This window comes from Kineococcus deserti, from assembly GCF_050871945.1.
Taxonomy (GTDB): domain Bacteria; phylum Actinomycetota; class Actinomycetes; order Actinomycetales; family Kineococcaceae; genus Kineococcus.
Genome location: NZ_JBJLSI010000044.1, coordinates 18,023 through 36,235 on the forward strand (window position 1 = coordinate 18,023; position 18,213 = coordinate 36,235).

At 72.6% G+C, this 18,213-nt stretch carries 19 protein-coding genes; 11 read left to right on the forward strand and 8 right to left on the reverse strand.

From position 1 onward, the window contains the following. Positions 1 to 86: 86 nt before the first annotated feature. Positions 87 to 2,396, reverse strand: coding sequence for a HelD family protein (locus ACRYR2_RS22750; RefSeq protein ID WP_432565174.1), 2,310 nt, complete (start codon positions 2,394 to 2,396; stop codon positions 87 to 89). A gap of 204 nt (positions 2,397 to 2,600) precedes the next feature. Between ACRYR2_RS22750 and ACRYR2_RS22755 the strand changes: the two genes are divergently transcribed. Next, on the forward strand, positions 2,601 to 4,496 hold the full coding sequence (locus ACRYR2_RS22755) for a GNAT family N-acetyltransferase (RefSeq protein ID WP_432565175.1): 1,896 nt from the start codon (positions 2,601 to 2,603) through the stop codon (positions 4,494 to 4,496). Between the two features lie 115 nt (positions 4,497 to 4,611). Next, on the forward strand, positions 4,612 to 5,106 hold the full coding sequence (locus tag ACRYR2_RS22760; protein WP_432565176.1) for a GNAT family N-acetyltransferase: 495 nt from the start codon (positions 4,612 to 4,614) through the stop codon (positions 5,104 to 5,106). A gap of 411 nt (positions 5,107 to 5,517) precedes the next feature. Here the strand turns inward: ACRYR2_RS22760 and ACRYR2_RS22765 are convergent, their stop codons facing one another. Further along, positions 5,518 to 5,730: a hypothetical protein gene (locus ACRYR2_RS22765; protein WP_432565177.1), complete on the reverse strand. Its 213-nt coding sequence runs from the start codon at positions 5,728 to 5,730 to the stop codon at positions 5,518 to 5,520. A 312-nt stretch (positions 5,731 to 6,042) separates the two neighbouring features. Here ACRYR2_RS22765 and ACRYR2_RS22770 point away from each other — a divergent pair, with 312 nt between their 5' ends. Continuing rightward, on the forward strand, positions 6,043 to 6,660 hold the full coding sequence (locus ACRYR2_RS22770) for an NAD-dependent epimerase/dehydratase family protein (protein WP_432565178.1): 618 nt from the start codon (positions 6,043 to 6,045) through the stop codon (positions 6,658 to 6,660). 209 nt (positions 6,661 to 6,869) lie between these two features. Here ACRYR2_RS22770 and ACRYR2_RS22775 read toward each other — a convergent pair whose 3' ends face one another. After that, complete coding sequence (locus ACRYR2_RS22775) at positions 6,870 to 7,658, reverse strand: SDR family oxidoreductase (protein ID WP_432565179.1); 789 nt, start codon at positions 7,656 to 7,658, stop codon at positions 6,870 to 6,872. 56 nt (positions 7,659 to 7,714) lie between these two features. Further along, a complete protein-coding gene (locus ACRYR2_RS22780; RefSeq protein WP_432565180.1) occupies positions 7,715 to 8,086 on the reverse strand; it encodes a nuclear transport factor 2 family protein in 372 nt (123 codons plus the stop codon). A gap of 78 nt (positions 8,087 to 8,164) precedes the next feature. Here ACRYR2_RS22780 and ACRYR2_RS22785 point away from each other — a divergent pair, with 78 nt between their 5' ends. The 6 genes from ACRYR2_RS22785 to ACRYR2_RS22810 all read left to right on the forward strand — a co-directional run bounded on the left by ACRYR2_RS22785 (position 8,165) and on the right by ACRYR2_RS22810 (position 12,043). Then, the gene (locus ACRYR2_RS22785) at positions 8,165 to 8,959 is read left to right on the forward strand and encodes a MerR family transcriptional regulator (protein ID WP_432565181.1); all 795 of its coding nucleotides are present in this window, start codon (positions 8,165 to 8,167) and stop codon (positions 8,957 to 8,959) included. Next, positions 8,956 to 9,525, forward strand: a complete 570-nt coding sequence (locus ACRYR2_RS22790) for an NUDIX domain-containing protein (RefSeq protein ID WP_432565192.1) — start codon at positions 8,956 to 8,958, stop codon at positions 9,523 to 9,525. Before ACRYR2_RS22785 ends, ACRYR2_RS22790 begins: the two co-directional genes overlap by 4 nt. Then, on the forward strand, positions 9,492 to 9,698 hold the full coding sequence (locus tag ACRYR2_RS22795) for an NUDIX domain-containing protein (protein ID WP_432565182.1): 207 nt from the start codon (positions 9,492 to 9,494) through the stop codon (positions 9,696 to 9,698). The genes ACRYR2_RS22790 and ACRYR2_RS22795 overlap by 34 nt, the downstream gene beginning before the upstream one ends. A gap of 79 nt (positions 9,699 to 9,777) precedes the next feature. Next, positions 9,778 to 10,554, forward strand: a complete 777-nt coding sequence (locus tag ACRYR2_RS22800; RefSeq protein ID WP_432565183.1) for an HAD family hydrolase — start codon at positions 9,778 to 9,780, stop codon at positions 10,552 to 10,554. Continuing rightward, complete coding sequence (locus ACRYR2_RS22805) at positions 10,551 to 10,712, forward strand: hypothetical protein (RefSeq protein WP_432565184.1); 162 nt, start codon at positions 10,551 to 10,553, stop codon at positions 10,710 to 10,712. The genes ACRYR2_RS22800 and ACRYR2_RS22805 overlap by 4 nt, the downstream gene beginning before the upstream one ends. A 98-nt stretch (positions 10,713 to 10,810) precedes the next feature. Then, a complete protein-coding gene (locus ACRYR2_RS22810) occupies positions 10,811 to 12,043 on the forward strand; it encodes a saccharopine dehydrogenase family protein (RefSeq protein WP_432565185.1) in 1,233 nt (410 codons plus the stop codon). A 168-nt stretch (positions 12,044 to 12,211) separates the two neighbouring features. Here the strand turns inward: ACRYR2_RS22810 and ACRYR2_RS22815 are convergent, their stop codons facing one another. The 4 genes from ACRYR2_RS22815 to ACRYR2_RS22830 form a co-directional block, all read right to left on the reverse strand. Further along, the gene (locus ACRYR2_RS22815; protein ID WP_432565193.1) at positions 12,212 to 12,352 is read right to left on the reverse strand and encodes an IS3 family transposase; all 141 of its coding nucleotides are present in this window, start codon (positions 12,350 to 12,352) and stop codon (positions 12,212 to 12,214) included. Positions 12,353 to 12,822: 470 nt separating this feature from the next. Next, entirely contained in the window at positions 12,823 to 15,237 is a 2,415-nt protein-coding gene (locus ACRYR2_RS22820; protein WP_432565186.1) for a bifunctional salicylyl-CoA 5-hydroxylase/oxidoreductase, read from the reverse strand. 40 nt (positions 15,238 to 15,277) lie between these two features. Next, a complete protein-coding gene (locus ACRYR2_RS22825; RefSeq protein ID WP_432565187.1) occupies positions 15,278 to 16,195 on the reverse strand; it encodes an acyl-CoA thioesterase in 918 nt (305 codons plus the stop codon). Continuing rightward, positions 16,192 to 17,037, reverse strand: coding sequence for a fumarylacetoacetate hydrolase family protein (locus ACRYR2_RS22830; RefSeq protein WP_432565188.1), 846 nt, complete (start codon positions 17,035 to 17,037; stop codon positions 16,192 to 16,194). The genes ACRYR2_RS22825 and ACRYR2_RS22830 overlap by 4 nt, the downstream gene beginning before the upstream one ends. Positions 17,038 to 17,161: 124 nt before the next feature. Here ACRYR2_RS22830 and ACRYR2_RS22835 point away from each other — a divergent pair, with 124 nt between their 5' ends. Both ACRYR2_RS22835 and ACRYR2_RS22840 read left to right on the forward strand, forming a co-directional pair. Then, on the forward strand, positions 17,162 to 17,575 hold the full coding sequence (locus ACRYR2_RS22835) for a RidA family protein (protein WP_432565189.1): 414 nt from the start codon (positions 17,162 to 17,164) through the stop codon (positions 17,573 to 17,575). 95 nt (positions 17,576 to 17,670) lie between these two features. Further along, on the forward strand, positions 17,671 to 18,108 hold the full coding sequence (locus ACRYR2_RS22840) for a cupin domain-containing protein (RefSeq protein ID WP_432565190.1): 438 nt from the start codon (positions 17,671 to 17,673) through the stop codon (positions 18,106 to 18,108). Positions 18,109 to 18,213: the final 105 nt, after the last annotated feature.

Consider the following 18,213-nt stretch of genomic DNA (forward strand, 5'->3'; position numbering starts at 1 on the left):
TCCTCACCGTGTCCGGTTGCCGTGAAGCCCGCGCCGACGCGGCGGGCAACGCGACAGAACCGGTCACCCCGGGCCGAAGTCGCTCATCAGGTGCCTGGTTCCGAGGGGGTCGGAAGTGGGCACCGGTTCCGCGCCTGCACGCCCAGCATGCTCACCTGCCGGGTCGCGCGAGTGGTGGCGACGTAGAGGTCGTGCAACCCTCGCGGCCCACGTTCGGCGATCGCCCGGGGATCGAGGACGACGACGTGGTCGAATTCGAGTCCTTTCGCCCCGCGCGGATCCAAGACGCTGAGGCGCGTGCGGACAGCGTTCGGCGCGGGCGCGTCGTCGAGGGCGCGGTGCACGAGCGGCAGGTGTTCGGGCACCCCGATGACGGCCACGGTGCCGAACTCCTCGTCGGCGGCGCGCAGGGCGGTTTCCAGAGCGAGGCGGGGTAGTTCCCGGCGGTCGCCTCCGCTCACGACGGCGGGCCGTCCGCTGCGCCGCACCGCTCGGGGTGGCCGCGCCTCGGGGTCGATCCGACGCAGGACCCGAGCAGCGACGTCCATGACCTCCACGGGGGTGCGGTAGCTGGTCGTCAGCTCCCGTCGGTGCCAGTTCGGGGAATCGTCGGCCAGGCCGATCCACGCGCGCACCTGCTCCCAGTCGGCCGCCGCACCCACGGTGCCGGACTGGTGCAGATCACCCACGACGGTCATGGATCGGGTGGGGCAGCGTCGGGCCAGGACCCGCCACTGCAGGGGCGTCAACTCCTGGGCCTCGTCGACGACGACGTGCCCGTAGGCCCAGGTCCGGTCGGTGGCGGCGCGTTCTGCGCTGGTGCGCTCGTCGGCGGCCTCGTAGCGCGCGGCGAGCAGGTCGGCGAGATTGTCCGCGCCCAGCAGGTCACCGGCGCTGAGCTGCTCGCTCTCCTCCCCGTCCTCGAGGTCGGTGGACCGGGAGCCGTGCAGAACCTCCAGGACGCCGCGGGCGTAGGCCTGCTGGTCCTCGCGGGCCGTCCGCGGGCGCCGTGCGTCCGAGGGGGCTGGGAACTCCCCGAGCAGCTCGGCCACCTCGTCCAGCAGCGGCACGTCGGAGACCGTGACCGGCGCGTCCGGGGCACGCAGCAGCAGCGCGCGTCGGTCCTCGGCGAGGTCGGCCGCGGCGCGTCGCAGGCGCTGCGGGCACGTGAACAGCTCCTGCAACAACCGCTGCGGGTCGAGCACCGGCCAGCACTGCTCGAGCAGCGCATGGACGTCGGGCGACTCGCGCACCTCGGTGTGCAGGTCGGTGACGTCTGTGCCGGCCAGCAGGTTCGGGCCGCCGAAGGGGTCGGCGCCCAGTTGCGCGACGTACTCGGCGGTGACGGCCTCGAACAGCCGGGCGGCGAACAGGGCACGGGCGCGGTTGTGCCGCAGTCCGCTGGCCCGGGCCCGCTCGCGACAGGCGGCGACCAGTCGAGGAGGGACGGCGAGCGTGAACCCGGACAGGTCCAGCTCGACGGGGGCGGCGGGAACCGCCTGGCGGTCGGCGACCGCGGCGGCGAGGACGTCGAGCATCACCGGGGAACCCTTGAGCTGCGCGGTCTCCGGTGGGTCCTCGTGCTCGGTGTCCACTCCCGGCAGCAACTGCCCCGCGGTGACCATCACCACCGCGGTCTCCCCCAGCGCCGGGAGCACCTGCCCGACGTAGTCCAGGAACGTGCGGCTCGGGCCGACGATCAGCACACCCCGCGCTTCGAGGAGTTCACGGTGGGTGTAGAGCAGGTAGGCCGTGCGGTGCAGGGCCACCGCCGTCTTGCCGGTTCCGGGCCCTCCCTGCACCGCCAGCACCCCCGGCAGGGGGGCGCGGACGATCTCGTCCTGTTCGGCCTGGATGGTGGTCACGATGTCCCGCATCACTCCGGTGCGGGGCAGTTCCAGCGCGGACAGCAGCGCCGACGACGACGGACCGCCCGGCGCCAGCTGCGGGGAGCCGGAGCCCACGTCCTCGGGCGCGGTGAGGTGTTCGTCGTCGACGGCGACGACGCGTTCGGCGCGGGTGGCGATGTGGCGGCGTCGTCGCACTCCCTCGGAGAAGCGAGCGGTGGCCGTGTAGAAGGGCCGGGCCGCCGGCGCGCGCCAGTCGAGGAGCAGGGGGGCGTGCGCGTCGTCGGACAGCGCCACCCGGCCGACGTGCAGAACCGCCCCGTCCTCCAGGTCCAGGCGCCCGAAGCACAGTCCGTCCCCGGCGGCCTCCAAGGCGGCCGTCCGTCGACGCACCTGGCGAACGCGCGCCTCCCGTTCCAGGAGCGCCTGCCCGGACTGGGCCGAGTGCTGCAACAGGTGTCGCAGCCGCTGACCGAGTGCGCTGAGTGTTTCGCGGCGCACGGCGTGGAAGGTGGTGAGGAACTCCTGTTCCTCGTCGAGGGGATTCACTGGTCGGACACTCCTCGCCCTGGTACAATACGACTGCGGGACAGACAGAACGGCAGACTTCAGGTCAGTTCTCGTGGTGGAGGACGAACCAACGGGTCATCGTCGCCCCGGTCGTCCGGGAGTTCAAGAGTTGTTCGCCGCCGGCCGGCGTTCGAGCAGCCGAAACCACTGGACAGGCGCTCCCGCCGTGCGCCACAGTGCCGCGTGCCCATCCTCGTCCGTGCCTGGGAACCCACAGACGCCGCGCCCACCCTGGAACTGTTCCGGCTCAGCGTGCACGTCACCGCCGCCGCCGACTACTCCCCCGTCCAGCGGGCGGCGTGGACGCCGCCGGGCAGCGACGTCGCGCAGTGGGGTCGTCGCCGGGCAGCCGCCGGCACCCGCGTCGCAGTGCGCGACGGCCTCGTCGCCGGTTTCGCCGACCTGTCCGAGGACGGGCACGTCGGCATGTTCCACGTCCACCCCGACCACGCCCGCCGCGGAGTCGGCACCGCCCTGTGGAGGGATCTCCTGGGCCTGGCCACCGCGCGCCGGCTCGCGCGGCTCACCGTCGACGCCAGCCTGACCGCCCGTCCCTTCTTCGAGAACGTCGGGTTCACGCTCGTGCGCCCACAGCTCGTCCGGCGCGGCGGGCAGGAGTTCACCGACCTGGCCATGCAGCTGCACCTGCCCACCGGTCCCCTCGCCGGCGCCGACCGGCCCGGTGCTCCGGGCGAGACCGGCGAGACCGGTCCACCGGACGACGAGCCCGCGCTGCTGCGACGAGCCGAGGCCAGGCAGCGGGCCGGGGCCGCCCTGCTGGAGCGACTGCACGTCGTCGAGCTGTTGTCGGCGCTGGGACCGGTGCGCACGATGGGCAGTCTGGTCTCCGGCCTGGTCGTGGACCGCGACCTGGACGTGGCGGTCCGGGTGGGCGCCGACTTCTCCCCGGGCGACGTGGCCACCCTGTTGGCACGCCTGGCGTCGCTGCCCGGCGTCGAGGGCTTCGACGTCGCCGACGAACGCGGCGGCCGGACACCGGGCGAGCAGCGCGACGAGCGCTTCCACGTGGTGGTCCGGGTGCGCGAAGCCGCTGAACGGGACGCCGCCGCGCACGATGCCGATCGCGGTGCAGACGAGTCGTGGAGGCTCGACCTGTCGCTGTTCCTGCACGACGACCACGCTCACGTCGCCGAGCTGCACGAGCGCTGGCGCGAGGAGCTGAGCCGGACTCAGCGCGCCGCCGTGCTGCGGATCAAGGAGGCCTGGTACCGGCGACCGGACTACCCCGGCGGTTGGGCGGTCTGCCGCGCCGTCCTGGACGGCGGCGCGCGGACCCGGGAGCAGGCGGAGAGCTGGCTGAGGCGTCGCCAGACGACGGCAGGCCCGGCAACGGGCCGGGTGACGTCCTGCGCACCCCCTGCGCCCCGGACCGCGCCCGGGGCCCGCCGCGCCTCCTCTCCCGAGCAGGCCCTCGGGTCACCGCACATCGTCTGGGACATGGACGGCACGCTCATCGACTCCTCGCAGGTGGTGCCTGCCGCGTTCGTCGAGGCCGTCGCCGAACTCGGCGGCCCGGCCGTGGACGTCGAGGAGGTCGTGGCCGCCTACTCGCTGGGGGTACCGGAGGCCGTGCTGGGCCACCTGCTGCGCCGTGCGTTGCGCCCCGGTGAGGCCGAGGCCTACTACCGACGCCTGGAGGCCGTCTCGGTGGAGCCCTGTCCGGGCGTGCGGCAGACCCTGGCGGCGTTGCGCGCCCACGGTCACCGCATCGCCGTCTTCACCGGCGCGGCCGTCCGGGGCGCGCGCAGTCTGCTGCACGCGGCCGGGCTGCAGGTGGACCTCCTCGTCGGCGGGGACCTGGTCCAGCGTCCCAAACCGGCCCCCGACGGCCTGCTGCTGACCGCGCGGCTGCTCGACGTCGCGCCTTCCCGGCTGGTGTACGTCGGTGACGCCCCCACCGACCTGCTCGCCGCGCAAGCCGCCGGTGCCCGTGCCGTGGCCGCCGCCTGGGGGCACCTGTACGACCCCGGTGCCCCGGCCCACGACACGTGGCCCAGCCCGGACGCGGCGCTGGCCGCGCTGGACGTTCCCGCCCGGACCGCCGGAGGTCGGCGGTGAGGCTCCGCCCTGATCAGCGGGTCCGTGCGCGCCCGGTGAACGGCCGCCGGTCCGGTGACGCGGAAACCCGTCGGAGCACGCCATGAGTGGCGCGGCGCCACCTCCGGTGACGCTCGTGCCGGCCACGATCGAGCACCTGCGGGCGCTGGAGCGGCGGCGAGCGGCTCTTGCCCAGATGCTCTCCAGTCCGCTACCTGAGGGATGGCCGGCGTTCCCCGAAGCGGTGCCCTTCACCCGCGAGCAACTGCAGCAGCATCCCGAGCAGCTCGGCTGGTGGATGCACTTCTTCCGGGAAACCGGCACCGGGCTGCTCGTCGGTTCCGGCGGTTTCGACGGCCCGCCGAGGCGACGTACCGTCGAGATCGGCTACGAGATCGCGCCGGCCTTCCGCGGGCGCCGCCTGGGCACCGCGGCCGCTGCGGCACTCGTGCAGAAGGCACGCGTCTCAGGCGTTGTCGACACGGTCGTCGCGCGCACCCTGGCCGAGGAGAACGCCTCCAGCCGTGTCCTGGCCGCACTGGGATTCCAGCGCACAGGCGAGGAGGAGGAGGAGGAGGAGGAGGACCCTGGCAACGGTGCGGTGTGGCGCTGGGCGCTGCCCTTGGCCTGAACGCCCAGGCACGGGTTCACCGCGGAACGTGCGAGACCGCCCACGCCCACTGGACACTCGATTCCAACGCCTCGACGCGCGGCGGAGGACGGAGACGACCACCCGGTGATCCGTGAAGGCGTGCGTGCACTGGAGTTCGGCAGACTGTCCACCGTCGGTCTGCCGGCTGAGGGAGCTGCCACCTCCACGCCACCGTCGATCACACGGACCGGCTGAGGCGCCTGGTCCGCGCCGGAGCGTCGTCTCGCCCTCGAAGTCGCCGGTCGATGGTCTTCACTGGATCCGAGCCCTGACGCCCACGACTGCGGGTGTGCGTGAAGGGCGGCAGGAATCGCTCCCGCCTTCCGGGGACTGACTGACCGGTGACGGGTCCGCGGCGGCTCAGCGGTGGGTTGGGAAGCCGAGTTCAACTCACCGCCACGGTCGTGCTTCGCGTGGACGGGTGCGGACAGGCACGAAGCGCTGAGCACCGCGCACCGCCGCCTCCACCGCCTCCACCGCCTGCAAAGCCTTGTCCAGGCCGTGCTCGGAACTCATGGCATGGGCCACCTGCTGGGCTGCGGGAGTGCACGGCAGCGCCTGCTGAATCGCCTGCCGCAGCCGGGCGGTGGTGACCCGGCGCACCGGAACCGGCCGCGCGGCGAGGTGGGCCCGGTGCAGCAGGTCCCCCTGAGGCCGTACCGAGGCCGTACCGAGGCCGTACCGAGGCCGTACCGAGGCGGTCCTGAAGTGGCCGTGGAGGAACCGCGCTGTTCGCTTGCAACCCGCTGGTCCTGCTTCGAGGTCGCCAGGCCCACTCACAACGACTGCCGGGTAGCGCTGGACGGCCGGGGCGGGGTGGTTGAGGCCTCAGCGGGAACTCAGTGACACCTGAGCGCAGGGCGGTTCGCTCACGGCACTGCCCCGACCGCGGGGCAGGTGGAAGGGAGGCGCGACGTGGAGCGCGCAAGGGAACGCTCAGGGGAACAGGTGCACGTGGTGGTCGGCGCCGCGGGAGCGACCGGGCACCGGGTGGTGCGTGAGCTGTTGTCAGCGGGGCACCTCGTGCGGGCGGTGACCCGCGATGGGCGGTCACTGCCGGTGCGGGCCCGGTCTGCGGGGCGGTTGGAACTGGTGGCCGCCGACGCGGCCGACGGCACGGGACTGGCCCGGGCGTGCCGGGGAGCGCACGCGGTGCACCTGTGCGCGATGCCGCCGCTGCCGTCCTGGCGCCGCGACTTCCCGCCGATGCTGGACGCGGCGACGACAGCCGCGAGCCGGGCGGGAGCCCGGTTGGTGTCCGCCGACGACACGTGGCTGTACGGCAAGGTCGATGGACCGATGACCGAGACCACGCCGTACCGGCCGGTCAGCGCCCACGGGGTGCTGCGGGCCTGGCTGGCCGAACGGTTGCTGGCCGCGGCCGCGCGCAGGGAGGTGGCCGTCAGCATCGAGCGAGCCGGGGAGCTGTACGGGCCCGGCGTGCGGTCGATGATCGCCGGCCACGTCTTCGGCGCCGCTTCACGTGGGCGGCGGGTGCACCGGGCACCGTGCGCACCGGCAGCCGGGTCGTGAAGGTCGACCCCGACGGCCAGGTCGTGGTCGTCAACGACTCCCCCGACGGCCCACCCGGCGGGAGCGGAGACGGTTCGGTGACGTGCCTGCTCAGGGGTTCCTCGTCGTCGGTGTTTGCGGAGTGTTCGGGCGGGGCTTTCGGGTGGAACCTTCGGGCGGGGCGGCGCCGATGGTCTCGGTGCCGCCCGCCGTCGGCTCACACGGTCGGCTCACACGGTCGGGACCGTGCCGCCGTCGATGACGTACTCGGCGCCCACGATCGCGCTGGCGCGGTCGGAGACGAGGAAACCGACCAGATCCGCGATCTCCTGCGGCTGCGCGAACCGCCCCAGCGGAACTCCACCGAGGGAGTCGTAGATGCTCTGCTTGGCGGCCTGCCGCGTGAGTCCGTTGCCCTCGGCGATCCGGTCCACGAACCGCTCGTAGGCCTCCGTCTCGATCCCGCCGGGACTGATCGCGTTGACCCGCACCCCGCGCGGGGCGAGTTCGTTGGCCAGTCCCTTGCTGTAGGTGCGCAGCGCGGCCTTGGCTGCCGCGTACGCCAGGGACGCCTCGTACAGTGGTTGCTCGCGCTGGATCGAGGTGAAGTGCAGCACCACGCCCGACCCGGACTCGATCATCGCCGGGAGGAGGGCGCGGTCGAGGCGCACCGCACCCAGGAAGTTTAGGTTCAGTTCGGTGACCCACTGCTCCTCGGTGATGACCGCGAACCCACCCGAGGGCGTCGAAGCGCCCCCGACGACGTGCACGAGGACGTCAAGCGCACCGACCTCCTTGGTGATGCGATCCGCCACGAGCTGCGCGCCCTCGCTCGTCGAGGTGTCGGCTTCGATGAACCGGTCGGGGCGTTCGTACCCCTGGGGCATCGTGCGGGCCGTGGTCCACACGTCCGCGCCCATCTCCCGCAGGCGCGCGACGACGGCTCCGCCCGTCCCCTTGGAGCCGCCCGTGACGAGCGCGCGGCGATTGTCGAGGCGGTCGCGTTCCTTGCTGGACATTCTTCCTCTTCCTGATGGTCTGCGGGGCGGTGCGGGCGGTGCGGGCGGTGCGGGGCTCAGGCTTCGTGGTTGGCGATGACGAGTTCGGTGATCAGGCTCTCGCGCAGTGTGAACCGGTAGTCGAGCTCGGCGACGCCGCCGGGGAAGGTGCCCTCGAGGCGCAGGGTCACCACCCAGTGCTCGTCGTCGACGCGGCGGGTGCCGATCTTCTCGGTGGTGTACTCGAACTCGGCGCCGGCGTCGCGCACGAACGCGTACACCTCCTCGTGTCCTCGGAAGGTCTCGCCCTGGTCGACCACCACGACGTCCTCGGCGAGGAACCCCGACGCCGTGTCGGCGTCGTGGACGGTGCTGGCGGCGAGGAAGTCGTCGACGGTGCTCGGGAGGGCGTCGGGCCGGAGGTCGGAGCGGGAGTTGGTGTGTGCCATGCCGCCACCGTGCGGCCTCGCGGCGCCGGAGGGTCAAGCACTGGACCCTCCCCCAGGGGGAGCCTCCACACTGGCGCGGTGCTGACCATCGGGGAGTTCTCCCGGCTGACCCACCTGAGCGTGCGCACCCTGCGCCGCTACCACGAGGGCGCCTTGCTGGAGCCTGCCGTGGTGGACGATGGCACTGGCTACCGCTACTACTCCGTCGAGCAGATCCCCAGCGCCCAGGTCATCAACCGCCTGCGCGAGCTCGACGTCCCCCTGAGCGACGTGCAGCGCATCCTGCGCACGCCGGACCCCGGGGTTCGCTCGGCACTGGTCGGGGAACACCTCCGGCGCCTGGAGGAGCAGCTGGACCGCACCCGGGCCGCGGTCACCTCCCTGCGCCGCCTCCTCGCCCCTGATCCCGCGCCCATCGAGGTCGAGCTGCGCGCCGAACCCGCCCGCACGGTCGCGGCGATCGAAGCGGTGATCGGTGACCGCGAGGTTGAGACGTGGTTCGCCGGCGCGATGGCCGAGCTGGAGGCGGCCGTGGGTGACGGCGTGAGCGGGCCGCCGGGTGGCACTTACGACAATGCGCTGTTCGAGGAGGGCCGCGGCCGCGTGCTCGTCTACCTGCCGACGGCCGCTCCGCTGCGCACCGGGCGGGTGCACTCCGAGACCCTGCCGGCCGCGGAGCTGGCGGTGACCACTCACGTCGGTGAGCACGATGGCGTGGAGGTCACCTACGGTCAGCTCGGCACCTGGGTCGTGGAGAACGCGATGTCGGTGGCGGGACCGGTGCGGGAGGTCTACCGCGTCGGACCCCGGGACACGAGCGATCCGGCCGCCTGGCGCACCGAGATCGGGTGGCCGGTGTTCCGCGTGACATGAGCGCGGGTGGACAGCGGACCGCCGGATCCTGGCCGACGTCCCGCTCGAGGTCATACGACTGTCGGACCGGCTGCGGGCCGGAGACTTCACTGAGTCCGTGGCCGGCGCGAAGGTCCTCGGCTGGTTCGCCGACGCCGCGATCGACGACACCAGTTTCGACTCGCGGCTCGGCTGAGCAACCACGACTCGGGGCGGCATGTCTCCGCCGCTTGAGCATTGACAACGGCGCCCTACGGGTCACGTCACGGTCATCCCGCGTTGAGTGCCTGGTCGTGGTCCGGGGCAGCGTTGCCCAGGTTCTCTGCTCGGCTTCGCCGGCGCACACCGTTGCCGTCGGCATCCTCATCCGGGACAACCGCGCGCTCCTGGCCCTGCGCAGCGCAGACCGCCGCGCCCACCCCGCCAGGTGGACCTGCCTGGAGGCCACGTCGAGGCCGGCGAGTCTGCCCGATGCCCTACGCCGAGAGCTGTACGAGGAGTTCGGTGTCGAAGGCCTGGACTGCGAGATGAACCCACCATCCGGTTGCACCTCGTGCTCCGTGCACCCGACACCGAGCTCTACCTGAGCACCTGGCGGGTGCGGCGCTGGAGCGGACAGCCCAGCAACGTCTGCCCTGACGAGCACGACCGCCTCGCTTGGTTCAGCCTCGACGAGCTCGATCAGCTGCTCCGGGCGCGTCCTGAACACCGGCAGATGCTGACCGACTTGCTCAGCCATTCCACCTTTGAGGCGACCTGACGGGGCCGATTCGACCTCGTGGTCATCCCGCGGATCGCGTGATGGACGACCCCCCACGGCCAGGCTCTACGGTGCTCGGGTGGCGATCAACGCGGTGATCTTCGACCTCGACGGCACCCTCTTCGACCACCCCAGCGCCGCCCTGACCGGCCTGCGCACCTGGATCGAGCAACTCGGCCGCCACAGCACCCCGGCCCTGGAAGCCGCCTGGACGGCCGCCGAAGAACGGCACTTCAACCACTGGCGCGATGGGCACATCAGCTTCGACGAACAACGCCGACGCCGCCTGCGCGACGTCCTGCCCCTGCTGGACCTGCCCGTCGGCGACGACGCCGAACTGGACCAGCTGTTCACCATCGGCTACCTGCCCGCCTACCAGACCGCGTGGGCCGCCTACCCCGACGTCGAGGCCGCCCTGAGCGACCTGCACACCCGCGGCCTGCAGGTCGCGGTCTTGACCAACGGCACCCACCAACAGCAGAACGACAAGATCACCGCCATCGGCCTGGCCGACCGCCTGGGACCGGTGCTGACCGCCGAGCAGCTGGGCGTGGCCAAACCCCGCCCGCAGGCCTTCCTGACCGCCTGCGCCCGCCTCGGCCTCGCACCGCAGCAGGCGGTCTACGTCGGGGACAACCACGTGGTCGACGTCCTGGCTGCCCGCGCCGCGGGCCTGCACGCGATCCACCTCGACCGCGACAACACCGGCCCGCTGCAGGAGGCCGCCCGCATCCACACCCTGGCCGACCTCGCCGGGCTCCTCGCGCATCTCGACGCCTCTGGCGGCGACGTCCCGAGAACAGGCGTGTCGAGAACGGTCGCCTCCCCCGCCCGAACTGCAGGAACAGCCGGGTGAAGCACGCCGCCGACACCCTGGGCCTGCACGGCACCTACACCGACCCGCTCTGGCAGCTCACCGTCCACCTCACCACCCTGGAACGGGACCTGCTGCGCTGCTGGTGGCCCACTTCCACCCCGACGCGCGTGGCGACCTCGGCGTCGATGAACGGCTGAGCACCGCCCGCCGGCACGACGGACACAACGTGCTGCCAAGGGTCATGTGAGCACGGTGACCGCGGGTGGGGCCGGGCCCGGCGGGTTAGCGTGACGGCGTGGCTCGCGACGTGGACATCGTGCTGTTCGGCGCCTCCGGCTTCGTGGGGCGGCTGACCGCGGCCCACCTGGCCGCCCACGCCCCCGCCGGAACGCGGATCGCTCTGGCCGGCCGCTCGCGCGAGCGGCTGGCGGCCGTAGCCCGCGACCTGGGGCCCGTGGCCGCGGACTGGCCGCTGGTGGTGGCCGACGCCTCCGACGAGGCCTCGCTGCGTACGCTCGCGCAGTCGACTCACGTCCTCGTCTCCACCGTCGGCCCCTACCTGCGGCACGGACTGCCACTGGTACAGGCTTGCGCCCGCGCCGGCACCCACTACGCCGACCTGACCGGCGAGGTCCTGTTCGTGCGCGCCAGCATCGACGCCGCCGACCACGCCGCCCGCACCAGCGGGGCCCGGATCGTGCACTCCTGCGGCTTCGACTCGGTGCCCTCCGACCTGGCCGTGCTGCTCGCGCACCAATGGGCGCAGGCACAACACGCCGGGCCGCTGGCCAGCGCCACACTCGACGTCCTCTCGGCCCGCGGCGGCTTCAGCGGCGGCACGATCGACTCGCTGCGCCTGCAGCTGGACACCGCCCGCCGCGACCGGCACGCCCGAGCGCTGCTGGCCGACCCGTACGCCCTGAGCCCCGACCGCGCGAGCGAACCGGACCTGGGCCCCCAACCCGACACCTTCGGCCCCCACCGACGCCAGACGAGCGGGGAGCGGACCGGTGAGTGGGTGGCGCCCTTCGTCATGGCCTCCTACAACACCCGGGTCGTGCGGCGCAGCAACGCCCTGCTCGACCACGCCTACGGCCCACGACTGCGCTACACCGAAGTCATGGCCTTCTCCGGGCCCACCGCGGCCCTGCAAGCCACCGCGGTCACCGGGGTACTGGCCGGGCTCACAGCCCTGCTCGCGGTTCAACCCCTGCGGCCGCTGCTGGACCGCCTGCTGCCCGCCCCCGGCACCGGCCCCAGCCAGCGCACCCGCCGCACCGGCCGCTTCCACCTCCGCCTGGACGCGCGCACCCAGTCCGGGCGCCGCGCCAGCGTGACCATCGCCGCCCAAGGCGACCCCGGGTACGCCGCGACCGCGGTCATGCTCGGCCAGAGCGCCCTGGCGCTGGCCCTGGACGGCGAGCGCCTGCCCGCCCGCGCCGGTGTCCTGACCCCCGCCACCGGCATCGGGAACCCACTGGTGGACCGTCTGCGCCGCAACGGGTTCACGATCGATGTCGCCGCCTGACGTCCCGGCCCGCCCGTGAGCACCAGCAACCCCCACTGCAACGACCTTCTGCCGTGGCAAGGGGCCCTGTGAAGAGGCGACCGTCTGTCGTCAGCCACGGGGACACCGCTGCCCGCACCCCACGTGGCTGTCAAGGCCCGGGTTCCACGGAAGAGTGTGGAACAAGACTCAGGCCGCGGTGACCTCCTCGAGACCGGCCTCGATTGCGGCCTGGAACTCGCCCGGCGGAGCCATACCGAGCTCGCCGTGCAACCGTCGGGTGTTGTACCAGTCGACGTAGTCGATGACCGCCCGCTCGACGTCGTCGATGCCGCCACGGACCGTGGCGGCAGGGTAGGCGCGGACTGCGGATGCATCCGGCCTCGAACAACGAGTTGTACGCCTCGGTCATCGCGTTGTCGTAGCAGTCGCCGGTAGAGCCGACCGCTCCCTCCAGCGCGAGCCGCTCGGTGTAGCGCACCGCAACGTGCTGCACGCCCAAGCCAACCCGCCGTCACGCCGAATCCGACCTGCGCCTAGCTCAGCTGGTGTGGGCTTCGCGGCCTGGACCCACTGGCCGCCCGCCGCCCCCGCATCGAGCTGTACGTGCGGTGGATGCAGGAAACCCGACGCTTCGTCGCCTCCACCGTCTCCCGGCGCATGTCGGTGGTGGCCCGCTTCCACCGCACCTGCGTCATCGACGAGGTCCTGGAACACTCCCCGGCCGACGACGTCCGCCGCCCCAACGTCCCACCTGGGTCACCGACGCTGGGCCTGTCGCAATGTCGGCCTGCAGAGGGTCACACGTGCGGGGGCGGCTGCACCTGGGCGTTCTCGACCAAGGCGTCGGCGGCGGGGCGGTGCGGGGTCCAGCGCACGCGGTCACGCTCCACGGCCCCCTCGCGCAGCAGGGACAACCGCGGGGGCACCTTGTCGGTGCGGGCCGTCGGCGGCCGGCGGCGACCGGCCCGGAACTGGTCCGGCCACACCGCACCGTCCCCGCGGTACCCCTGCTCGGCGGCGGCGTGCAGCGTCCACTGCGGGTCGTACAGGTGGGTGCGGCCCAGGGCGCACAGGTCGGCGCGCCCGGCGAGCAGGATGGAGTTCACGTCGTCGTAGGAGGAGATCGCACCTACGGCGATGACCTTCGCCCCGGCCGGCTCGGCGACCAGTTGGCGGATCCGGTCGGCGAACGGCGTCTGGTAGGAACGGCCGAACCGCGGTTGCTCGTCCTTCACCACCTGCCCGGAGGAGACGTCGACGGCCGCGGCCCCGTGGTCGACGAAGGCGCGGGCGATCTCGACGGCGTCGTGCTCGGTGTTTCCGTCGGGGTACCAGTCGCTGGCCGAGATGCGCACGGTGACCGGGATGTTCTCGGGAACGACGGCGCGGACCGCGTCGAACACCTCCAGGGGGAACCGGAGCCGGTTCTCCAGGGTGCCGCCGTACTCGTCGGAGCGCTGGTTGGCCAGCGGCGACAGGAACGAGGACAGCAGGTAGCCGTGGGCGGCGTGCACCTCGACGAGGTCGAAACCGGCCTCGACCGCGCGCCGGGCGGCGTCCGCGAACTGGGCGACGACGCGACGCAGGTCCTCGCGGTCGACCTCGCGCGGGACGTGGCAGCCCTCACCGTAGGGCAGCGCGGAGGGACCCACGACCTCCCAGTTGTCCTCGGTCAGCGGCTGGTCGATGCCCTCCCACATGAGCCGGGTGGATCCCTTGCGCCCGGCGTGGCCCAGCTGCACTCCGATCTTGGCGGCGCTGCGCTCGTGGACGAAGTCGGTGACGCGGCGGTAGGCGCGGGTCTGCTCGTCGTTCCACAACCCGGAGCAGCCGGGGGTGATGCGGGCTTCGGGAGCGACGCAGACCATCTCGGTCATGACCAGCCCCGCTCCGCCGAGGGCCTTGGACCCCAGGTGCACGAGGTGGAAGTCGTTCACGACGCCGTCGACGGCGCTGTAGACGTCCATGGGCGAGACCACGACCCGGTTGGGCAGGCGCAGCGGGCCGATGTCGACGGGCTGGAACATCGCCGGGGCGTCCTGGTGCGAGCCCACCGACCGGGCGAAGGAGGACTCGACCTCGCGCGCGAAACCGGGGTCGCGGTCCTTGAGGTTCTCGAAGGTGATGCGCCGTGAGCGGGTCAGCAGGTTGAACGCGAAGCGGGTGGGGTCCTGACCGGCGTACATGCCGATGTTCTCGAACCACTCCAGCGACGCCTGCGCGGCGCGCTGGGTCGACTCCACGACCGGTTTGCGCTCGTCCTGGTAGGTGCGCAGCGCGGTCTCGACGTCGGGCTGCTCGTGCAGGCACGCGGCCAGGGCCAGGGCGTCCTCCATCGCCAGCTTGGTGCCCGAGCCGATGGAGAAGTGCGCGGTGTGGGCGGCGTCACCGAGCAGGACGACGTTCCCGTGGTACCACGACTCGTTGCGGACGGTCGTGAAGTTCAGCCACTTGGAGTTGTTGGTGAGGACCTGGTGGCCGCCGAGCTCGTCGGCGAAGATCTCCCGGATGCGCTCGACGGCGTGCTCGTCGGAGACGCCCGGGGGGAAGGTCTCGCCCTCGGTGGCGTCGAAACCGGCCCGCCGCCACACGTCCTGGTGCATCTCGACGATGAACGTCGAGGCGGTCTCGGAGTACGGGTACCCGTGGACCTGCATGGTGCCCCACTCCGTCTGCTTGACGAGGAACTGGAACGCCTCGAAGACCACGTCGGTGCCCAGCCAGACGTACTTGTTCTCCCGGTGGTCCAGGGAGGGGCCGAAGGCGTCGGCGTACTTGGTGCGGACGCGGGAGTTCGCGCCGTCGGCGGCCACCACGAGGTCGTGGGTGGCCCGCAACTCGTCGACGTCGGGAGCCTCGGTGCGGTACCGCACGTCGATCCCCAGCTCCGCGACGCGCTCCTGCAGCACCTGGAGCAGTTCCCTGCGGCCCATCGCCGCGAAACCCTGCCCGCCGACGGTGCGGGCGTGACCGTCGACGCTGATGTCGATGTCGGTCCAGCGGGCGAAGCTGCGGGCCATCCGCTCGTGCACGACGGGGTCCGCGGCGCCGATGCCGCCGAGGGTCTCGTCGGAGAAGACGACACCGAAGCCGAAGGTGCTGTCGGGGGCGTTGCGTTCCCAGACGGTGACGCGGTGGGCGGGGTCGAGCTGCTTGACCAGGGCGGCCAGGTAGAGCCCACCGGGGCCGCCGCCAACGATGGCGATGTTCATCGGGGTTCCTTCCGGTACGGAGCGGGGACGGCCGGGCGGGTCAGGACGCCCGGACGAGGCCTTCCTGGACGACGGTGGCCAGGTGCCGGCCATCGGGGGTGAAGAAACGTCCTCGTCCCAGGCCGCGCCCAGAACCGGCGTGGTCGGCGTCCTGGGCGTACAGCAGCCAGCCGTCGAGGTCGCCCTCGGCGGGGACCTGGTGGAACCACATGGCGTGGTCCAGGCTCGCGGTGACCAGTCCCGGCCGGGACCACGGGGCGCCCAGGACGCGCAGCACGGGTTCCAGGATCGTGTAGTCGCACACGTAGGCCAGGGCGGCGAGGTCGCGCTGGGCGCGGGACAGCCCCTCCACCGGGCGCAGCGCGTCGAAGGGGCGGACCCAGACGGCCTGGTGCGGCGCCCGGCCCCCCTCGACGTCGAGGTAGAGCGGCCCGGGCAGGTGGCGCAGGTCGAAGCTGCGGCCGCCGCCCCAGTAGTCGGCCGCTGCCGGCGGGAGGTCGTGGGGGTGCTCGGCCAGGTGCTGCGCGGAGGTCGGCAGCTCCTCCGGGCCCGGCACCTGCGGCGGCCGCGAGGAGAAGGTCTCGCCGGGTTCGCCGGTCGCGAAGGAGGCGAGCGCGACGTACACCGCCTTCCCCCGCTGGTAGGCCCGCACCTGACGGGTGCTGTACCCGCGGCCGTCGCGCAGGACCTCGACCTCGCAGGTGACGTCGGCGCCGATGTCGGCGGGCCGCATGAAGTAGGAGTGCGTGGAGTGCAGCGACTTCCCGTTCCCGGCGTCGGTCGCGACGTCGGGCACGGTGCGCATGGCCGCCGCCACGGCGGCGGCGACGAGGTCCCCCCCGTAGGCCTTGGGCCACGGGCACGGCTGGGTGGTGGCGGTGAAGGCGACGTCGTGGTGCTCGGGCCGGGTCTCGCGCAGGGTGACGGCGGCGGTGAACGTCTCGGAGGTGGGGCTCACGCGAGCTCCTGCCCGGCGCCGGTGGGCCCGGTGAGGGCGATGCGGTTGCGCAGCGTCCCGATGCCGGGGATCTCGGTCTCCAGCAGGGCGCCGTCGGTGAGGAACCGCGGTGGCCGCATCCCGGAGCCGACACCGCCGGGGGTGCCGGTGAGCACGACGTCCCCGGGCCGCAGCTGCGTGAAGGTGGAGACGTAGGACAGCAGGTGGGCCGCGTCGAACACGAGGGTCTTCGTGTTGCCTCGCTGCCGTTCGACGCCGTCGACCCGCGTGATCACCTCGACCCCGGCGACGGGGTCCAGTTCGTCGGGGGTCACGACGACCGGGCCCAGCGGGGTGGACCCGTCCCAGGCCTTGCCCTGGAACCACTGCAGGGTGCGGTTCTGCCAGTCGCGCACCGAGACGTCGTTGGCGACCGCGTACCCCCAGATGCCCGCGGCGGCCTGCTCGGGACCGGCGTGGCGCAGGGCGGTCCCCACGACGACGGCCAGTTCCCCCTCCCAGTCGTTGTGGGAACCGGCCGGTAGTTCCAGCACGTCGCCGGGCCCGGCGAGGGTGTCGGCGAACTTGGCGAACAGGGTGGGATGTGCGGGCAGTTCCCGGCCCATCTCCAGGATGTGGTCGGCGTAGTTCAGGCCGCAGCAGACGACCTTGGCGGGGGCCGGCAGGGGCAGGACGGGTTCGCCGTCGCCCACCGGCTCCCCGACCAGTTCCGCGACGTCCCGGTCGTGGGAGGCCGCGAGGTGGGCCGACAGGTCGGGGGCCGGCAGCCGGTGCCAGCCGTCACCGCGGTCGACCGCCGCGGTGGTTCCTCCTGCGGGCAGTCGCAGGGTCGCGAACCGCATCCAGTGCCTCCCGGGGCTGTCGCCGACGATCGATGTGACGTATTCTTCACGCTCGTCAACGAAAGTCAATGCCCGGTGAGTCCGGCCGCCGTTCCCGGCGCCGTTCCGACCCGATGGAGGCGCGATGCTCCCGACCCCTGTGAACCCCGGAACGCTCCCCGCACCGAGCGGTTACTCGCACGGCACGCTGAGCGGGAACACGCTGCACCTGGGGGGGCAGACGGCGCTGGACGCCGAGATGCGGATCGTCCCCGGCGGCATCGTCGAGCAGTTCCGCCAGGCGTTCTCCAACGTGCTCACCACGTTGCGCGAGGTCGGCGGGATCCCCGAGGACCTGGTCAGCATCACCCTGTACCTGACCGACATCCCGAACTACCAGGCCCACGGGCGTGAGATCGGCCGGGTCTGGCGCGAACTGGCCGGTCCCGTGTACCCGGCGATGGCCGGGATCGGCTGCACGGGGTTGTGGCAGCCGGAGGCGATGATCGAGATCGTCGGCGTGGCCGTCGTCCCCGACGAGCGCCTGCGCCGTCCCTGACCGCGGCGGGTCGCGACCCTTCCGGTCGAACTCCTCTGCTGCTAACTTGACGGCCGTCAACAAGTCGTCACACGACACTGATCCCGGGAGGGACCATGACCGACACCGACGTCACCACCGTCCGCCCCGTCGTCACCCGCGCGGGCGAGGAGCACCGCGACACGGGGCAGTCCGGCGGCGCGGTCCGGGTTTCCGGCGTCAGCCGCCAGCACACCCCCGCCGGCCGCATCTGGTTCGGCAAGGTGAGCAACGAACCCGGGTACCGTTCCCTACCCCACCACCACGGCGAGGCCGAGACCGGCGGCTACGTGCTCACCGGGACCGCCCGCATCTACTACGGTGAGCAGTACCGGGAGTTCGTGGACATGAGCGCGGGCGACTTCGTGTTCGTGCCGCCGTTCATGCCGCACGTCGAAGCGAACATGTCGACCACCGAGGACCTCGTCTGGCTGACCGCCCGCACCCCGGAGAACATCGTCGTCAACCTCGACGACGTGCCGGACGAGAGCCTGGCCGGGTACCGGCGCCGGTGAACCCCGCGGCGGGGGGGGGGGGGGGGGGGGGGGGGGGGGGGGGGGGGGGGGGGGGGGGGGGGGGGGGGGGGGGGGGGGGGGCGCCGCCGCGGGGCCGAGCTGGCA